The 17036-nt window shown below is 45.6% G+C and carries 13 protein-coding genes; 3 read left to right on the forward strand and 10 right to left on the reverse strand.

Annotation, left to right across the window (positions count from 1 at the left end; genetic code table 11):
- Positions 1-2 precede the first annotated feature (2 nt).
- A complete protein-coding gene (locus ON05_RS22245) occupies positions 3-2183 on the reverse strand; it encodes a PAS domain S-box protein (RefSeq protein WP_010473352.1) in 2181 nt (726 codons plus the stop codon).
- 323 nt (positions 2184-2506) lie between these two features.
- On the opposite strand from ON05_RS22245, the gene ON05_RS22250 reads away from it, so the two are divergent.
- Together ON05_RS22250 and ON05_RS22255 are read left to right on the forward strand one after the other, a co-directional pair.
- Positions 2507-3085: a hypothetical protein gene (locus ON05_RS22250; protein WP_010473355.1), complete on the forward strand. Its 579-nt coding sequence runs from the start codon at positions 2507-2509 to the stop codon at positions 3083-3085.
- Between the two features lie 69 nt (positions 3086-3154).
- Positions 3155-4336 carry a GNAT family N-acetyltransferase gene (locus tag ON05_RS22255; protein WP_010473356.1) on the forward strand — a complete coding sequence of 394 codons (1182 nt, stop codon included), beginning with the start codon at positions 3155-3157 and terminating at the stop codon, positions 4334-4336.
- Positions 4337-4747: 411 nt separating this feature from the next.
- Here the strand turns inward: ON05_RS22255 and ON05_RS22260 are convergent, their stop codons facing one another.
- The gene (locus tag ON05_RS22260) at positions 4748-5860 is read right to left on the reverse strand and encodes a three-Cys-motif partner protein TcmP (protein ID WP_010473358.1); all 1113 of its coding nucleotides are present in this window, start codon (positions 5858-5860) and stop codon (positions 4748-4750) included.
- An 18-nt stretch (positions 5861-5878) separates the two neighbouring features.
- Positions 5879-6688 carry a DUF5131 family protein gene (locus ON05_RS22265; protein ID WP_010473360.1) on the reverse strand — a complete coding sequence of 270 codons (810 nt, stop codon included), beginning with the start codon at positions 6686-6688 and terminating at the stop codon, positions 5879-5881.
- 531 nt (positions 6689-7219) lie between these two features.
- Between ON05_RS22265 and ON05_RS22270 the strand changes: the two genes are divergently transcribed.
- Positions 7220-7363: an SEC-C metal-binding domain-containing protein gene (locus ON05_RS22270; RefSeq protein WP_010473362.1), complete on the forward strand. Its 144-nt coding sequence runs from the start codon at positions 7220-7222 to the stop codon at positions 7361-7363.
- A 25-nt stretch (positions 7364-7388) separates the two neighbouring features.
- Here the strand turns inward: ON05_RS22270 and ON05_RS22275 are convergent, their stop codons facing one another.
- The 7 genes from ON05_RS22275 to ON05_RS22305 all read right to left on the reverse strand — a co-directional run bounded on the left by ON05_RS22275 (position 7389) and on the right by ON05_RS22305 (position 16895).
- On the reverse strand, positions 7389-8450 hold the full coding sequence (locus ON05_RS22275) for an acyl-CoA dehydrogenase family protein (RefSeq protein ID WP_010473363.1): 1062 nt from the start codon (positions 8448-8450) through the stop codon (positions 7389-7391).
- Positions 8451-8541: 91 nt separating this feature from the next.
- Positions 8542-11241 carry an ATP-dependent chaperone ClpB gene (clpB, locus tag ON05_RS22280; RefSeq protein WP_010473365.1) on the reverse strand — a complete coding sequence of 900 codons (2700 nt, stop codon included), beginning with the start codon at positions 11239-11241 and terminating at the stop codon, positions 8542-8544.
- Between the two features lie 155 nt (positions 11242-11396).
- Positions 11397-11960, reverse strand: coding sequence for a dTDP-4-dehydrorhamnose 3,5-epimerase (rfbC, locus tag ON05_RS22285; protein WP_010473367.1), 564 nt, complete (start codon positions 11958-11960; stop codon positions 11397-11399).
- Positions 11957-12838, reverse strand: a complete 882-nt coding sequence (gene rfbA, locus ON05_RS22290) for a glucose-1-phosphate thymidylyltransferase RfbA (RefSeq protein WP_010473368.1) — start codon at positions 12836-12838, stop codon at positions 11957-11959. The genes rfbC and rfbA overlap by 4 nt, the downstream gene beginning before the upstream one ends.
- An 89-nt stretch (positions 12839-12927) precedes the next feature.
- Positions 12928-13995 (reverse strand): dTDP-glucose 4,6-dehydratase, encoded by a 1068-nt coding sequence (gene rfbB / locus ON05_RS22295; protein ID WP_010473369.1) that lies wholly within the window; start codon positions 13993-13995, stop codon positions 12928-12930.
- Between the two features lie 42 nt (positions 13996-14037).
- Positions 14038-14655, reverse strand: coding sequence for an adenylyl-sulfate kinase (gene cysC, locus ON05_RS22300; protein WP_010473370.1), 618 nt, complete (start codon positions 14653-14655; stop codon positions 14038-14040).
- Between the two features lie 14 nt (positions 14656-14669).
- Positions 14670-16895 (reverse strand): polysaccharide biosynthesis tyrosine autokinase, encoded by a 2226-nt coding sequence (locus ON05_RS22305; protein WP_262562300.1) that lies wholly within the window; start codon positions 16893-16895, stop codon positions 14670-14672.
- Between the last annotated feature and the right edge of the window lie 141 nt (positions 16896-17036).

The following is a 17036-nucleotide window of genomic DNA, read 5'->3' on the forward strand; positions in this document are numbered from 1 at the left end:
TCCTAGGGAGAATTAACCGTTGGTAAAGACACGGTAACGGTAGTGCCACTAGCAGCTGAAGACTGAATTACTAACTCGCCACCATGAGTTTCCACAATCCGCTTGGTAATGGCCAGTCCCAACCCATTTCCAGAGGACTTGGTGGTAAAAAACGGCTTCGTTAACTGGGGCAGCACATCTGCGGGAATTGGTTCCCCGCCATTATTGACTTCAATCTTGACTTGATCTTGCAGCGCTACAATCTGAAGCTGCCAAATAATGGGTTCACCTTCGGGAACCGCTTCACAGGCATTGCTAACTAAATTGATAAAGACTTGCTTCAGTTTATCGATATCAGCATCTACCCATGCCGACTCATCAGCAGGCATCAGCTGAATCGGACGATCTGCTGCACTGGGCATTTCTTGTAAGGTCGGCAGCATATCGGCAAACAACTGATTGAGCTCAACTGCCGTTGTGTCTAACTTTTGCTGTTTGGCATAGAGCAAAATTTCATTCAGGAGTCGTTGCAACCGTTCTGACTCCTCTAAGGCCAACTGCAAACGGAGTTTGGCCCGGTCGGGTAAGTCCATGCGCTGGAACGAATTCAGTCCCATCAGCACGGTTGTCAAAGGATTACGGACTTCATGAACAATCATGGCGGCCAGTTCGCCAATTTCCGCCAGTCGCTCTCGATCCTTTTCCGCTTGTTGTCGCTCAGTAATATCTCGGGCTAGGGCTAGGAGTAACTGTTCTTCTCCCGCTTCAAATAACCCTAATCGAACTTCGACGGGAAACTGACTGCCGTCTTTGCGCTGATGAGTGCCAATAAAGGTGAGAGGATCTTTCGGTAGCAGTCGTTGCCATAAGTCCACAAAATCGTCGTCGGACAAACTTTTTTGAATATCTGGTACCCGACAGGCTAATAATTCATTCCGGGTATACCCTAAGTTGGCACAGGCTTGCTGGTTCACATCCACAAACTGCCCCAGTTCGTTAACCACATATATGGCATCAACGGCTTGATCCACCAACATCCGAAATCGCTCTTCGCTCGCCTCTAGGGCAATTTCGGCTTCTTTACGCTCGGTAATGTCATTAATGACGGAGAGGATGCAGTCCTGGTCGTTGACCTTCAGCTGTTCGGAGGAGTAGAGAACCGTCTTTTCTTTGCCGTTGCGATCGCACAGTCGATACTCATAATTTCGAATAATGCCATCCTTGAGAATGGCCTGAATCATCTGCATCCGATCCGCTGGATCGGCCCATAGATCCAGTTCTAAACTGGTCCGACCTAATACCTCTGAAGCGGTCAACCCAAATAAATCCAAAAAGCTGTCATTCACTTCAACCAGACGACCATCTTCCAGGGTGCTCATGGTGATGGGATTGGGGCTGGCTCGGAATGCTTTAGAAAATTTCTCTTCTGATAACCTGAGGTCAGATTCGGCTTGCTGCCGGGATGCGATCGCATCGCGAATCTGATTAAACATCTGCTCGAAGGTTTGAATCACATCCCCCAATTCATCATCCGGTGGATTCTGGGTGGACTCAAACTCTGGCGGTGAACTGCCAGGTGGTGTCGCTAAGAAGGTCCCCGCCTGGAGCAAATCTTTCCGCAGCTGCAAGATGGGGGCAATCACAAAGGACTGCAAAACAATCATAGTTGCTAAGGACACAAACAGGGAAATAATGACCACCAGACCAATGATCCGCCAAATAAACTGATTGAGTTCGTTTTGGACATTGCTGGCATCGTGGCGAACAATTAGCACATATTTATCGAGCAAGGGCATGGGCCAGGTGGCATCGTATCGTTGTAGGGTTCGATTGAGATATGTTTCTTCGGAACGCCGAGTAACCTGCTCAAAAGTAAGCTCAGGCAGCTCGCCGAACTCCCCTACTTTGGTGCCATCAGTCCGAAATAGAATCCCACCCGTCACAGCTGGATTTTGCTCAATTACCTCAAGTTTGTCTAGGACCGTTTGATCGGTGATTTCATTGCCCTCATTGGCTAGTACACCTGTGGCTTTTGCTGCAGAAATATCCGTGAGGTGCTTCAGCAATTCGGCTTCACGTCGATAAACCGAAGGGATAAGAATAACGGCTTCAATCGCAATAATGCTCAGAAATACCCATAGCTCGATCCGTCGCGAGAGTCGAGCCTGAAAAAGTTGGGTGAAGGGATAAAACCGAAAGGGCACTACAACACTCAGCTAAACCTGATCCCCATTATCCCTGTAAGGGGGATGGGTTTTATGAGTATCGACAAACAGGTATCTATCCATATTTGCAATCAATACCTTTTGGAAGAACCTTCTCAAGACTCAATCAATGGTCAAATTCCTTGAGTATTAAATCCCCCTCCAAAAAGGACTAATCCTCTAAGCCTTCAAGATTAACTGTTACACAGATACTCTAAGGCTGGAAAATTCATTCTAAAGGAAATCTGCGAATCCAAATGAGGGTAGACTGTTCAGATTTAATCTAAGGAGGGCACAAATAGTGAAGTGTTAGAGGAGAAGTGATGTCTCACATCAGTATCAAGGGCATGGTTGTGGGTTGTATAGGTGCGATCGCAACCACAATTACCCTATACACAACCCCCGTATCAGCCAACGAACTCACCAAAGTGTTAGTAGATACACCGCTGAAACTGCAGTTAAAGACCTTGGATAGTACCTGGAAACGGCTGAGTTTGAACCAAGATTCGTTGGGACCTGCCATGCTGTTTGGGATCTCTGGCTTATTCCAATCTGCTTTAAGAACCAATATTTACTACACCCAAGGTCAAACCATCATGCTGGGTAAACAAAAGTACCTTGTGGTTTATCGTCCAGAAGGCAGTAGCTTGAAGTTGACAGAATTGATCAAGGATAGTCGCAATTCTGCCCTTGAATCTTTAGTTAAAGAACTCACCCCTGATACAGGATTGGTGCTATCTCTGATTAATCTTGCGAACATCGAGAGTCTCCAGGATATTCAACCCTTCAATCTCCAACAAGAAATTAGGGAATCAAAACAAGCTAAATCCAAGAAATCTGATGCCAATGAGAAATCGATTGCACCTCCCCAACCTATTGCTCCTATAAATGAGCCCAAATAACAATCAACGGGAAACCGTACCCTAAATGAACTGTTTCTATTACCTTAGAAACAGTTCATTTTTTCGGCTATGGTAACCCAACCCCAACCTCGCTACTCCGTTCAGTGGTTTGAGCAGATTGGACAGATTTCGCAGCAAGCTTGGGATGATTTGGCAGTCCCCCTAAAAACGCCGTTTTTAGAGTGGCACTGGCTTAATAATTTGGAGACGTCTGGCAGTGCGATCGCACGCACAGGATGGTTACCTCAACATCTAACGGTCTGGCGGGATCAGACCCTGGTGGCGGCAGCTCCACTCTATGTCAAAGGTCATAGCTATGGCGAGTTTGTGTTTGATCACCAGTGGGCAGATGTGGCCTATCGCATGGGGATTGAATATTATCCCAAGCTCTTGGGGATGACACCCTTTACCCCTGCAGAGGGCTATCGGTTTTTAATTGCCCCCGATGAAGATGAGGATATGCTAACGGGGTTGATGGTCCAGGTCATCGATGGCTTTTGTGCCCAAAACAATTTATCAGGCTGCCACTTTCTATTTGTCGATCCAGACTGGCAGCCCGTAATTGAACGTCACGGGTTTAAGGGTTGGCTTCATCACAGCTATATTTGGCAGAATGAGGGTTTTTCGACCTTTGATGATTACCTGGGGGCGTTTAATGCCAATCAGCGCCGTAATATTAAGCGGGAACGCAAAAGCGTTGCCAAAGCAGGACTAGAACTCAGAACCTATCAAGGGGAAGAAATCCCTGACTTTCTCTATGGTCGGATGCACCATTATTACCAAGACACCTGCGAAAAATTTATGTGGGGCAGTAAGTATCTGACCCGACGATTTTTCCTAGATCTGCAGTCCACCTATGCGGATCGGGTCATCTTTGTAGCGGCTTACCCCGAGGGGAATATTCAACAACCTGTTGGCATGTCGTTTTGCTTAACCAAGGGTGAGCAGCTATATGGTCGCTATTGGGGCAGTGATCAGGAGTTTGACTGTTTGCATTTTGAGGCTTGTTATTATTCACCCATTGAATGGGCAGTGGCTCAAGGGATTCAGCGGTTTGATCCGGGGGCAGGGGGCAGGCATAAAAAACGACGGGGCTTTCGGGCAACGCCGAACTATAGCTTGCATCGGTTTTATGAACCTCGTCTCCAACAAATTTTTCATCACTATATTGACGAAATTAATGAGGATGAGCAGCGGGAGATTGACTATATCAATCAAGAATTGCCCTTCAAGCAGAAAACTAAATCCTGATTACCCTGCAGGTTATGACTGCTAAACGAAAAAATGGTCCGATATCCAATTCGAGTTACCCAAGGTTGAGCATCTACATTGTTTTCATAATGCTAATCCATTGCTGCCATTGAGGTATCAACTATTTCAGAGGATAAGATCTCAATATCAGTTGCCACTACTTTGCCTTCATGAGCAACCCCGCCTGGGAAAGAACTTAAGTTCCATAAATCTCATTACCCTGTTGAGAAAAAGCTTATTTACTGTATCGAGGTTATTGAACAGCCATAATGCTTTCTATTTCACCTTAAGCCATTATTGTGGGCTGGTTATTTAAAGATAAAAGCTCAAGCAGCATAGATACTTTCGAATCTACACAAATGTTCTATTACTCTACACAAAAATCGTTTATCACCTAATGATAATCTGCATTCAGCCAGGGAAAGTAACGACTATATCGTCAGCAAATCCTCGATTGGTTCTTCTACCCTGCGTCCGTATGAGTGATTTTTGTTCCATTTGTTTTAGAACTTTTTTATAATTCGCTTTGATATATGGAGTATCAACACAATGCTCCTCATATATTTCACGCATCTTAGCCGTTCGTCCTCGAAAATCTTCCAGAAGCAACTCATGCAGATCGTCTAACGGTCGATTAAGTTCAAAGAGCAACTTCTGATTGATAGAAGTAGACGGCAAAAACTGAAAAGAGGGTACGCCTTGGAAATCTTTTGAGCTTTGTCTAGCCATGACTTGTTTCATCACTTCGTAACCTTTGAAATTCTTCGTTACGAATATGAGGTGATGAGTTGTTCTTGTCCCACCTTGAGTTTTAAAACAAAACGGGAGTACAAAACGTTGGCCAAAGGATTTGAGAGATTGAGCTAGGAATTCCACGATAGTAGCCTCACGTTCACAAGGTAGAAGATTCCTAAGCTCTTGGGTTAGCTCATCAGTTCGATCCCCAAATAGAGCTTTCATATGCTCGCGAACTAGGGGATTTGATAATCCAGCATTAATGCGCGCATAGTTAAAAAAGAAAATACAATCGCACCCCCAATCTTTGAGAAAAGCATCGACCAACCGAAGAGATAATCCCTTATAACCCCATGGATCAATAAATGCGAGTAACGGTATTGTTTTTATTTTGTCAAATTGCTTTGCAATACCATCTCCCACTTCTTCATTCCATATCACTGGCTTATTCTCTAATTTGGAGATGTTCTCTAAATCTTCTATTGCATAACTCAAAGATCGGGAATGCTCTTCATCTTTATCATTAAAAATAGTAACAAGCCGTTTGCAAAGGTCTTCATCTTCAATAGCTCTATTTAGTATTCGTAAAGGAGTAGATATTGATCCGTCTTTATATCTGCCTGGCCCAGCAAAAAGATCTACATATCCGACTTTCTGTGCATAATTTGAATATTTCTTCTGAGCTGAAATTATGATCTTTGCCCATGCTACAAAATAGAACTCAACAATCTTCGCTTTGACTATGGATTGCTCTTGAGACTCATCGAAGAATGTATTAATTGAGGGCATCCCTTATCCTCCTGAAGACTAAAGCACTGGCAGCTGGTTCCAGAATATTTGGTCTAGCATACGGCCTGTTTTCTTCTTTCCCACCTTTATGAATTGTTCTCCATACCATGTTTCAATCTTGGAGGGTTTACCTGGATTATCCATCTCTTCCAGAGGAGACCAGTCTCCCCATTGCTTGAAATGAAATGGTACATCATGAGCTATGCAAATATCGCGTATTTCTCTAAACCAGCTTGCCGAAGTTGGTCTTGCGTAAGGGCCTGTCTCACCACCAGTTATCACCCAAGAAATTCCATGAATCCATGTTGATAAATCCAGAGATTCTAACAGTGGTTCACATGAAAGAAACTTGACTTTAGCATTTATATCAAGGAGTTTCGGTATCCTTTCTTGTGCAGATACATTATCTTCCACAGTCGTTCCAATCCATATGTTGTCAGGCCATTTCTCATCCCAAGGAACAAGGCGCTTGACTAAATGAGGTCTTTTCGTAAGCAACAGCCAATCAAGATTTGGAGTGTTTTCAATAAGGAGCCAGAGACGCTCTCTAGGTTTAAGCAGATCTTTACGCCACTCAAATACATCAGCCATAGATGCACAGAATACACGTTTTCTACCAAAAGTCTTCGCTTCCTTATCCCACACTAAGGGTTGCTTCCAGTACTGATCGCTTAGTGTTCTTCTGGGAGCTTGGTATCCCCAAACCAAATGGCCCGTCCGTTTTGCCCACGCTTCGGCATAACAATTTCTGCATGCTTCAGAAACTTTGGTACATCCCCACCAAGGGTTAAAAGTGTGATCAGTCCATTCAATCTTCGAATCTCTCATAGGGCAATGCTATCACTGTGTATTTAAATGGAAAGGTTACAGTTCTATCAGGATGATGATGTCACGATAATCATCTTTACTTTTATCTTCCATCCCAAGGAAATAATCCCCAAATAAGAATAAGAACCATTTAAGGATTAGCTCAGATGGACTAATTCAGTTGATGCTCCATACAGTCATTGCTAAGTTGAACGGACTCTGCTGTTCCTTTGAGCAGATCTCGCTGTTTATTAAGAAGGTTTATCATTCAATATTGACTTCATGGACAGTTGTGTTGATATAGACAACCGTTTAGAAAAGTATCGAGACTGTTGGAAAGAGGCATTCCTTTGATCTGACTTCTCATCTTGACCAACTCGATCATCTGTAATAAGTACCTAGCCAAAAATAATTACATACTGTATTAGCCTAAAAGCCATCTAGGACTAACAGCTATCGTAAATAATTCTGTACAGTTACTTACTTTTCAAAGTCTCCAGCAAACATCGCAAAGGCTATCCTTCCGAAACCCGCGTTAAGCAGGGACACCAGGTGGTCAATGGCCAGAAGGAATTACAGGAAAAACTAGGCAGAAAAGACCCTTGCCCCTGTGGTTCTGGTCGAAAATTCAAGCATTGCTGTATGCAGAGCGGTCGCTTTGACGGTTCACTTAGAGACTACTATGTCCGAGAGTAGTGCGGCCTGGTCTATAGGCATAGAATCAGGATCTTGAGCGAACCAACCGGGCCAATGACGCTTCCATCACATCCGTCGTTTGCCCAAATACCGAAAAAGCTAACGCTTCTCGATAAACCCGTTGGGCGGGATGGTCCATTAAATTAGCTCCACCCCGCCCACTAATCACAGCCGCATGGGCACAGCGATTCGCCAATTCAATCGCCCAGGCTCTCAGCTGTAGACGTTTGGGCAGCGTTAACTCAGGGGTTTGCTGCTCCTGGTAAATTGCCAATCGGCACGACTGTAACTCCTGATCCAATAATTGTCGAGCCGGGTCTACAAAGTCCGGTAGCTTCTCACTTGAGAGAATATCCAACCCAGCCTGAGCACATCCCAAAGCAAAAAAGCTATGGTGTAAGCTATTTTTCTGATCATTGGTATGAATCCAGCCCGGTGGACGTATCACCACCACTGCATCCTGCAGAAGTTGCCAGCAGTTCAATCGTACCTTCACCGTCTGGGTAGACCCCATGGCCGCCAATGGTAGTGGATTACTGCAAGTGATCATGCCCCCAGCTTGAGAAACCGTTGCCAAGGGCACTAAGCCAAACACTGCTCGTCCATCCGCCAGTTGGGCTCCAACAATAAAGTGATTAAAACAACCATATCCAGTGACCCAAGGGACTTCACCCGTAATTTCATATCCCGTATCCGTTTCAATAGCCTGAACAGGGAGTGGATTCTGGCGGCGTAGATGAGAAAAGCCAATACCAACTAACACCTGACCACTACTCAGATGGGGAAGATATTTTTCCTGCAGCCCCGTATTGGTACTATGAGCAATGAGCGAGGCTGCACTTTGATGTTGGGTTTGTAAAAATGCCAATGCCCCCGAATAGCGACTGACCTGTTCTTGAAACTGGCGAAAGGTCAGCTCATCAAGATCTTGTCCACCCCATTCCTGGGGCACTCGCAGCCCCAGCAGCCCCTGAGTTCCCAACGACTGCAGCGCCTGAAATAAAGACTCAGAACCCTGGTCAATCTGTATCGCTTGCGGCGCAATCACCCCTCGCAAAAATGCCTCAGTCTGCTCAAGAAACGTCATTCAATTCGCCATCAGTGCCAGAAAGTCTCTAAAGTCTCTACTCACACCCCCAAGATCCAGAACTGAGCGAAGCCAAGCCCAAGCCAACGACTTAGGAAGCGGCTGGAGCTAGTTCTTCCTCTTCAGACTCCTCTTCTTCAGACGCTTCTGCCGCCATGTCTATAGTCGCTCGCGGAGCTTCAGAAAAGATCAGCTCATCCTCATCCCAGTCCACCATAATCGTGTCGCCACTAGTAAACGTATTCTCCAAAATTTTGGTGGCAATCGGATTTTCAAGTTCCCGCTGCAAGGCCCGCTTCAAGGGACGTGCGCCATACACTGGATCATACCCGGCTTCCACAATATGTTCTAATGCTTCATCAGAAAGCTGAATAGCCAACTTCTGTTCAGCTAACAATGCTTCAATTCGCTTCAATTGAATCTTGACAATCGAACCTAGCTGCTCGCGATTGAGGGTATGGAACATGGTGATTTCATCGATACGGTTGAGAAACTCGGGACGAAAGTGAGATCGCAACGCCTCCAACACTTTCATCTGCATCTCTAAGTATTGTTCCTCTTCCTCAGTTGCCTCAGTAATATGCTCACTGCCAATATTGCTAGTTAAGACAATAATCGTATTGCAGAAATTGACGGTCCGTCCCTGGGCATCCGTGATTCGGCCATCGTCCAGAACCTGTAGCAGGATATTAAAGATCTCTGGATGAGCTTTCTCGACTTCGTCCAATAGCACCACCGAATAAGGACGTCGCCGCACCATCTCTGAGAGTTGCCCCCCTTCTTCGTAGCCCACATAGCCCGGAGAAGCGCCCACCAGCCGGGATACAGCGTGCTTTTCCATATATTCAGACATATCAATCCGAATAATGGCATCTTCCGTATCAAACAGGAACTGGGCTAAAGCTCGAGCCAGCTCGGTTTTACCCACTCCAGTTGGCCCCAAGAACATAAAGGAACCAATGGGGCGATTCGGGTCTTTCATCCCCGCTCTAGCTCGACGGATAGCCGCCGATACCGCTTCCACGGCATCTTCCTGGCCAATCACCCGTTCATGCAAATGATCTTCTAATTGCAACAGCTTCTGACGTTCCGACTCCAGCAGCCGACTCACTGGAATCCCCGTCCAGTTGGCGACGACCTCGGCAACATCTTCCTCCGTCACTTCTTCTCTTAGAAGAGTGGGGCCCTGGGCTCGAATCGCCAATAGTTTGGCTTCATGCTCTTCCAATTCCTGCTGCAATGTGGCCATGCGGCTATAGGTGAGCTGGACGGCTTTTTCGTGGTCAAACTCTCGCTCTGCTTTTTCAATCTCAACCCGAACCTGGGCTTCTTGTTCTTTGAGGCTATTGATTTCCTCTAAGACCTGTTTTTCCGTCTTCCATTGTTCTTCCAAAGACTCACGCTTCGGCAATAGCTCTTCAATCTCTGCCATCACCCGCTGCAAATGATCTTCCGAAGACTCGTAAATGCCGCCAATACTGGAGCGTTTTTGCTCCTGTTCTAGAGACATCTTTTCCATCTCTAGTTGCATCACTCGCCGCTCGATTCCCTCTAGTTCGCTGGGTTTCGAGGTCATCTCCATCTTCAGCTTAGCCGCCGCTTCGTCCACCAGATCGATGGCTTTATCGGGCAGGAACCGATCGGCAATATAGCGATCGGACAAGACTGCTGCCGCGACAAGGGCAGAGTCCGTAATTTTAACGTTGTGGTGAATTTCGTATCGATCTTTTAATCCACGCAGAATTGAAATAGCAGAATCAACATTGGGTTGGTCAATATAAACCTGCTGAAACCGCCGCTCTAAAGCCGCATCTTTCTCAATATGCTTGCGATATTCATCAAGAGTGGTGGCTCCGATACAGCGCAGCTCACCCCGGGACAGCATGGGCTTTAGCAAATTGCTGGCATCCATGGAGCTTTGGCCTGACCCTGCCCCCACCACAGTATGGAGTTCATCGATAAATAGCACAATCTGACCATCGGAATGGGTGACTTCCCGCAAAACGGCCTTGAGGCGATCTTCAAACTCACCCCGATACTTTGCACCGGCAATTAAACTGCCCATATCTAGGGTGATTAACTGTCGATTTTTCAAGGATTCCGGCACATCGCCATTCACGATTCGCTGAGCGAGACCTTCTGCGATCGCAGTCTTCCCCACTCCCGGTTCACCAATCAAAACAGGATTATTTTTTAACCGCCGAGACAAGACCTGAATCACTCGTCGAATTTCATCATCGCGACCAATCACCGGATCCAACTTCCCGGCCTTGGCTCGTTCTGTCAGATCGCGACCATACTTTTCCAGGGCATTATAGCGAGACTCCGACTCTTGATCCGCCACCTTTTGGGTGCCCCGCATCACCTTGATAGCTTTCTCCAGATCCGTACGGGCAATTCCTTGGTCTCGCAGCAAAGACTGTCCCACCCGAGCATCTTCAGCAAAGGCTAATAAATAGTGATCAACGGAAATAAACTGATCGCCTCGATCCTGCCGTAGGGCATCAGCCTGATCAAGAAGGCGATCCAAACCTGGACCTAAGAACAACGCCGTTCCTTCGGCAACCTTAGTCTGTCGCTCAGCGAAAGCCGTTAACTGCTGCAAAATCTGCTCAAAATCAACCTTAGCCTTGCTCAAAATCTTATTGGCTAAGGGCTCTTCCTCTAACAGAGAAATGGTTAAATGCTCAACCTCTAGTTTGTTATTACTAAACCGTCGCGCTACATCTTGAGACTTAACAATCGCCGTCCAGACCTTATCGGTAAACTTATCAGGATCAGTAGGTTGCATACAAAAAGGAGACGGCTGGGTCTGAATTTTTTTCAGGACTAGTATAACAAGCTATTCCATTGGATACGGTATGGCCGCAAAGAGTTCACAGACACCATCGTCAGTTTGCGATTTAAGTCCCTTGGCTCGGGCTTTACCCATTCAATCCTTTTTCGCTAAACCTGAGACATTGCAAACCGAGGCAAACAATCCATCAGCTCCGACATGTTAGGTAACGCAGCATCTTTCTGCGAGAGGATCGGCTGGTCAATAGGCCAGTCTATAGCCAAGGCCGGATCATCCCAAGCCACCCCTTGCTCATCCGTTGGATCGTAAAAATCACTACATTTATACATAAAATCTGCCATCTCGCTTAGGACACAAAAGCCATGGGCAAAACCAGGTGGAACATACATCTGCTTATTGTTTTCACTAGAAAGATACTCCCCAAACCATTGGCCAAAATAGGGTGAACCCCGTCGGATATCAACAGCTACATCAAAAACCTCCCCCGCACTCACCCTGACTAATTTTCCTTGGGGAGACTTCAGCTGAAAGTGGAGCCCTCGCAATGTTCCATGGGCAGATCGAGAATGATTATCTTGCACAAAAACCTCATCAATACCAGATGCTGTATACCGTTGGCGATGATAGGTTTCCAAGAAAAAGCCCCGTTGGTCCGAAAATACACGAGGTTCAATCACTAACACACCCGGCAAAGGCGTTTCTATCACATTCACAGGGGTTGATCTCCCTCTTCCAACACTCTCAGGAGATACTCTCCATAACTGTTCTTGCACAAATCTCGACTTAATTCTTTGACTTGAGCGGCTGAGATATATCCCATCCGATAGGCCACCTCTTCCACACAGGCAATCTTCAACCCTTGTCGTTGTTCCATCGTCTCTACAAAGGCAGCCGCTTGCAGCAAACTTTCATGGGTTCCCGTATCTAGCCACGCCACCCCACGACTCATTTTCTCGACTTTTAATTGTCCCCGTTGAAGATAAGTGGTATTGACATCCGTTATTTCTAATTCCCCTCTAGCTGAAGGCTTCAAAGCTTTAGCAATATCAACCACTTGGTTGTCATAAAAATAAAGCCCCGTCACTGCATAATGAGATTTCGGGTGCTGGGGTTTTTCCTCAATATCCGTAACCTGCCCCTGTTGATCGAAGGCTAACACGCCGTACCGCTGTGGATCCTTGACCCAATAGCCAAACACAATCCCCCCCTTAGTGAGTCGCGATATTTTCTGAAGTCGCTCTGCTAGAGCTGCTCCATAAAAAATATTATCTCCAAGAATCAGGGCAACCGAATCATCACCAATAAAGTCCTGACCAATAATAAACGCTTGGGCCAAACCTTCAGGTTTAGGTTGTTCTGCATAGGAAAGGGTTAATCCCAGCTGATGACCATCTCCAAATAATCGCTGAAACAACGGTAAGTCTTGAGGGGTAGAGATAATCAGAATGTCCCGAATCCCCGCCAACATTAAGGTTGAGAGGGGATAGTAAATCATGGGCTTATCGTATACAGGCATGAGCTGTTTAGATAGCACCCGAGTAATGGGATAAAGTCTAGTACCTGAACCACCAGCCAGAATAATTCCTTTCATCAGTATTATCTCGGCAATATATAACTGCAGCGTTCTTTCTTCAAACTATGCCCATCTGACTGGAGATGTGTAACATGGGCAAAGGTCTATTACTGCTGGACAGCCGTTAATCCCAACCGTTGGCGTTCATACTGGTCGGATGTAACCTGATCACACCATGCCTGATGGTCTAAATACCACTGCACCGTTTTCCTTAATCCAAACTCAATAGTGACTTGCGGAGACCAACCTAGATGTTGATTGATTTTAGAAAAATTGATCGCATATCGTCGATCATGTCCCGGTCGATCCTGCACAAAAGTAATTAAATTCGCATGGGGGCTGTGGGCTGAATGAGGGAGCAGATCATCCAAAATTGCACAGATTTGTTGGACGAGCCAGAGATTCGTTTTTTCTGCATTCCCACCAATATTATAGGTTTCACCCATCTCCCCTTGAGTCAACACCAGGTCTATGGCTCGACAGTGATCTTCCACAAAGAGCCAATCTCGAATATTTTCCCCATCTCCATATACAGGCAACGGCTTGCCCTCAATTGCATTCAAGATCATCAAAGGAATTAACTTTTCAGGAAATTGATAAGGGCCGTAGTTATTAGAACAGTTGGTAATTAACGTTGGCAGATTGTAAGTGTGGAAATAAGATCGCACCAGGTGATCGGAGCTGGCTTTGGAGGCGGAATAAGGGCTATTAGGAGCATAGGCCGTCGATTCCGAGAACGGAGGATCTGCAGCCGAGAGGGTGCCAAAGACTTCATCCGTCGAAACATGCAGAAACCGAAAGCTGTTTTTTTCAGCAACAGAGAGGTTCTGCCAGTAGGACCGAACCGTTTCTAATAGGTTGAAAGTGCCAACAATATTCGTTTGGATAAAGGCATCTGGGCCATCAATGGAGCGGTCCACATGGGTTTCAGCCGCAAAATTGAGAATAGCCCTAGGATGATACTGAGTTAGCAAGTCCTCAACAAGCTGGCGATCACCAATATCCCCTTGAATAAAGATATGGCCTGGATCAGACTTCAGGGAATCTAAAGTGGATAAGTGACCTGCATAGGTCAACTTATCTAGGTTCAATACCAAGCCTTCATCATTTTGCCGCTTGCGCAAAACATAGTTTGCACCAATAAAACCGGCTCCCCCCGTAACCAGAATTGTCATGATATTTTGTTTTTTAGTAATTGACTCGTCAATTTACCTTAGCTAAGCAGAGGTGGGTTGAACAATCCCCCGCACCTGTAAAAATTCAATCACCTGCTGTGCACAAGCCTCTAGGGAATCTTCTCCCGTCTTCACAATGATCTCTGGTTCTTCAGGTGACTCATAGGGAGAAGAAATACCTGTAAAGTTAGGGATTTCTCCCGATCTAGCCTTCTTATATAACCCTTTTACATCTCGCCCTTCACAGACTTCTAGACTCGCTTGGCAATATATTTCAATAAAGTCACCTTCTGGAACCAATTCTCGAACACGATCTCGATCGGCTCGAAACGGAGAAATAAATGCCGACAAAACAATGATGCCTGCTTCCGTAAATAGTTTAGCGACTTCACCAATTCGGCGAATATTTTCAACTCGATCCTCACTCGAAAAACCGAGATCCGCGCATAAACCGTGACGAATGTTATCTCCATCGATAACAAAAGTTCGGCAATTCATCTTACATAGGGCATCTTCAACGGCGTGAGCCAATGTCGATTTACCCGCACCAGATAGTCCCGTAAACCAAAGAATCGCACTCAGGTGGCCATTTTGCTCCTGTCGGTTCTGGCGTGTGACGGTAGATTGATGCCAGACAACATTGGAAGATTTCATAATCATAATCAGTGAGGAATTTAGGAGCGCTCTACGGCATTAACATCAGCTTTTTTCTTTTTTTTCTTGGCTTTTGACTGTTCGCCCCCGGAATTCTCTCCATAATAATCTTGAGCATAGTAATAATAATAACTATCTGGCTCGTTTTCAGGTATAACACCATTAATGACAAGTCCTAAAACCTTCTGGCCAGCACGTTCCAATGCATCTTTTGCAGATTGAGCAGAGCCAGTGTCCACTAAGCCTGGACGAGTTACTAAGAGAATACCGTCCGTCATTTTACCGAGTAATAGGGCATCGGCGGCAACGGCTAGGGGTGGAGAATCAATCAGTACGTAATCATAGGCTTGATGAAATTCTTCAAGCAATACAGCCATGTGATGGGAGTCAATTAAAGGCACTGGGTTAGGAGGGGTAACCCCTGCCGTGAGAATATCAAGCTGATCATCCTCAGGGCGGATAGATTCATGCCAATCTTTTTGCTCCACCAAAACGTTACTTAATCCCAATGTGTTTGGCAATTCCCAAACTTGGTGTTGAGAGGGGCGTCTCATATCAGCATCGATAACTAAGACTCGGTGCCCCAGTTCACCCAACGCTAAAGCCAAGTTGGCCACAACGGTTGATTTCCCTTCTTTAGGAATGGAACTGGTGACCACAAAAACCTGTACATGGTGATCCGAGCTCAGGAACTTAAGATTTGCCTGCAACATTCGATAGGATTCACTCACGGAAGAACGAGGAGAATCTCGAACTACCAAATCAGGGGTGGGACGATCCAACCCCTTACGGGTCATCTTTTCAGCATCTTTCAGTAATGGAATATTACCTAGAACTGTATAGTCAAATAGATCTTTTGCTTCTTGGACTGTCTTAACAGAAGTATCCAGCGCTTCCAATAGCAGTGCAGTCCCAATTCCCAGCAGCCCACCTAGAATAAAACCCACTGCAAGGTTAAACACTTTACGGGGAGCAATTGGTTCTTTGGGTTGGAGTGCAGCAGCGATAATTCGAACATTGCCAATATTTTGGTTCTCACTAATCGTAATTTGCTGCAATGCTTTTAATAATTCCTCATAGGTCGTTTGAGCAACAATCCTATCCCGCTCTAGAGCAATTAATTGCTGCTCTAACTGAGGGATTACGCCTTGCCGACGCTTGTTTTCAGCTTGGGTTTGAGCCAAAGAAAGCACTTGTTTCTCCAACCCTAAGCGCTCAACTTCAGCTTCAACCAAAGCATCCGTTAAAGATTGCCGAGATTCGCCTGCTTGAAGATTGCGAAGCGGCTGGGCTTGATTGCTCTCGACAATCTCGCTTGTTTGCTTTCCCAACACCGCTTTAAGAGCAGTTCTTCTATCTTTAAGGTCAAGAATGGTGGGATGGTTCGGTTGAAAAACTTTTTGGGCTTCAGCCAGTTTTCGCTCATTTTCTTGGTAGTCGGCCAGCGCTTGCTGAACCACTGTCGATTGGCTCAAGGCATTGATATCTTCGCCTTGCTGGGGAGAAAGCCCCAACTTGTTTCTAAGCGCACGGCTTTTTGCCCTCGCATTAATAAGAAGGCTTTGCATTTTAGCCGTTTCTTTGTAAAACTCGCCTTCAACCTCCACAGACACCTTAGCTTCTTCTTCTAAAGCAATAATTCCGTTCTTTTCTTTAAACCGTCGTAAAGAGAGATCCAGATTTTTCAGTTTTGCGGCAACCTCTGGAACCTGTTTTTCAATAAATACCCTTGCCGAGGCCGCTTCAGCTCGATTCGTTTCAATATTATTCTTGAGATAGTCATTCATTAGCCGATTGACAACATCAGCGGACTCTTTTGGATCAATGCTTTTGTAGGTGACCTTTAGGACATCGGTATCCCTAACATTAAAAACATTCAAGGCTTCTAGGAAGTCCTTGGTTTCTAGAGGTTGATCCTCATCATCGACTAACTTCAGCGCAGTAATGGTTTGTCTTAGAATCGGTTCTGAGCGAATAATCTCTGCTTCTGTTTGGACCGGACTACTTTTGGTAGACAACGCTTCTAGGGCACCCAGCCCTCCTATCTCCAAATCAGAAATGGATGCACTTTGTTTCTTAAGTAGAAGCTTACCTTCTGCTTCATAAACAGGCTTTTGCAAAAATGTTGCCAATGCAGTTAGAACAAAAACCGAGCCAAATACAGCCGTTGCAGGTATCCATCGACGTCTAAGTATGCGGAGGTAGTTGCGGATATCGATGCTTTCATCTGTATACTCATTACTCATTGGCAATATGGGGTCTTCTTAATTCATTTCAGAGCAAAGGGTTGAGGATAATTTAGCTTTCAGCTATGCAAATGGCAAATTTCCTTGAAGGTTACCATCTCATATTCCCTGGAATGGAACATTACTTTTTGCATTAAACCA

It is taken from the genome of Acaryochloris sp. CCMEE 5410, assembly GCF_000238775.2.
Lineage (GTDB): Bacteria > Cyanobacteriota > Cyanobacteriia > Thermosynechococcales > Thermosynechococcaceae > Acaryochloris.

What these genes read in the sequence shown, in the direction of transcription:
- clpB (WP_010473365.1), bottom strand. Translation starts at nt 11,241, where the DNA reads ATGCAACCTACTGATCCTGATAAGTTTACCGATAAGGTCTGGACGGCG.
- rfbA (WP_010473368.1), bottom strand. Translation starts at nt 12,838, where the DNA reads ATGAAAGGAATTATTCTGGCTGGTGGTTCAGGTACTAGACTTTATCCC.
- ON05_RS22265 (WP_010473360.1), bottom strand. Translation starts at nt 6,688, where the DNA reads ATGAGAGATTCGAAGATTGAATGGACTGATCACACTTTTAACCCTTGG.
- rfbB (WP_010473369.1), bottom strand. Translation starts at nt 13,995, where the DNA reads ATGACAATTCTGGTTACGGGGGGAGCCGGTTTTATTGGTGCAAACTAT.
- ON05_RS22255 (WP_010473356.1), top strand. Translation starts at nt 3,155, where the DNA reads ATGGTAACCCAACCCCAACCTCGCTACTCCGTTCAGTGGTTTGAGCAG.
- ON05_RS22260 (WP_010473358.1), bottom strand. Translation starts at nt 5,860, where the DNA reads ATGCCCTCAATTAATACATTCTTCGATGAGTCTCAAGAGCAATCCATA.
- ON05_RS22250 (WP_010473355.1), top strand. Translation starts at nt 2,507, where the DNA reads ATGTCTCACATCAGTATCAAGGGCATGGTTGTGGGTTGTATAGGTGCG.
- ON05_RS22275 (WP_010473363.1), bottom strand. Translation starts at nt 8,450, where the DNA reads ATGACGTTTCTTGAGCAGACTGAGGCATTTTTGCGAGGGGTGATTGCG.
- cysC (WP_010473370.1), bottom strand. Translation starts at nt 14,655, where the DNA reads ATGATTATGAAATCTTCCAATGTTGTCTGGCATCAATCTACCGTCACA.
- ON05_RS22305 (WP_262562300.1), bottom strand. Translation starts at nt 16,895, where the DNA reads ATGAGTAATGAGTATACAGATGAAAGCATCGATATCCGCAACTACCTC.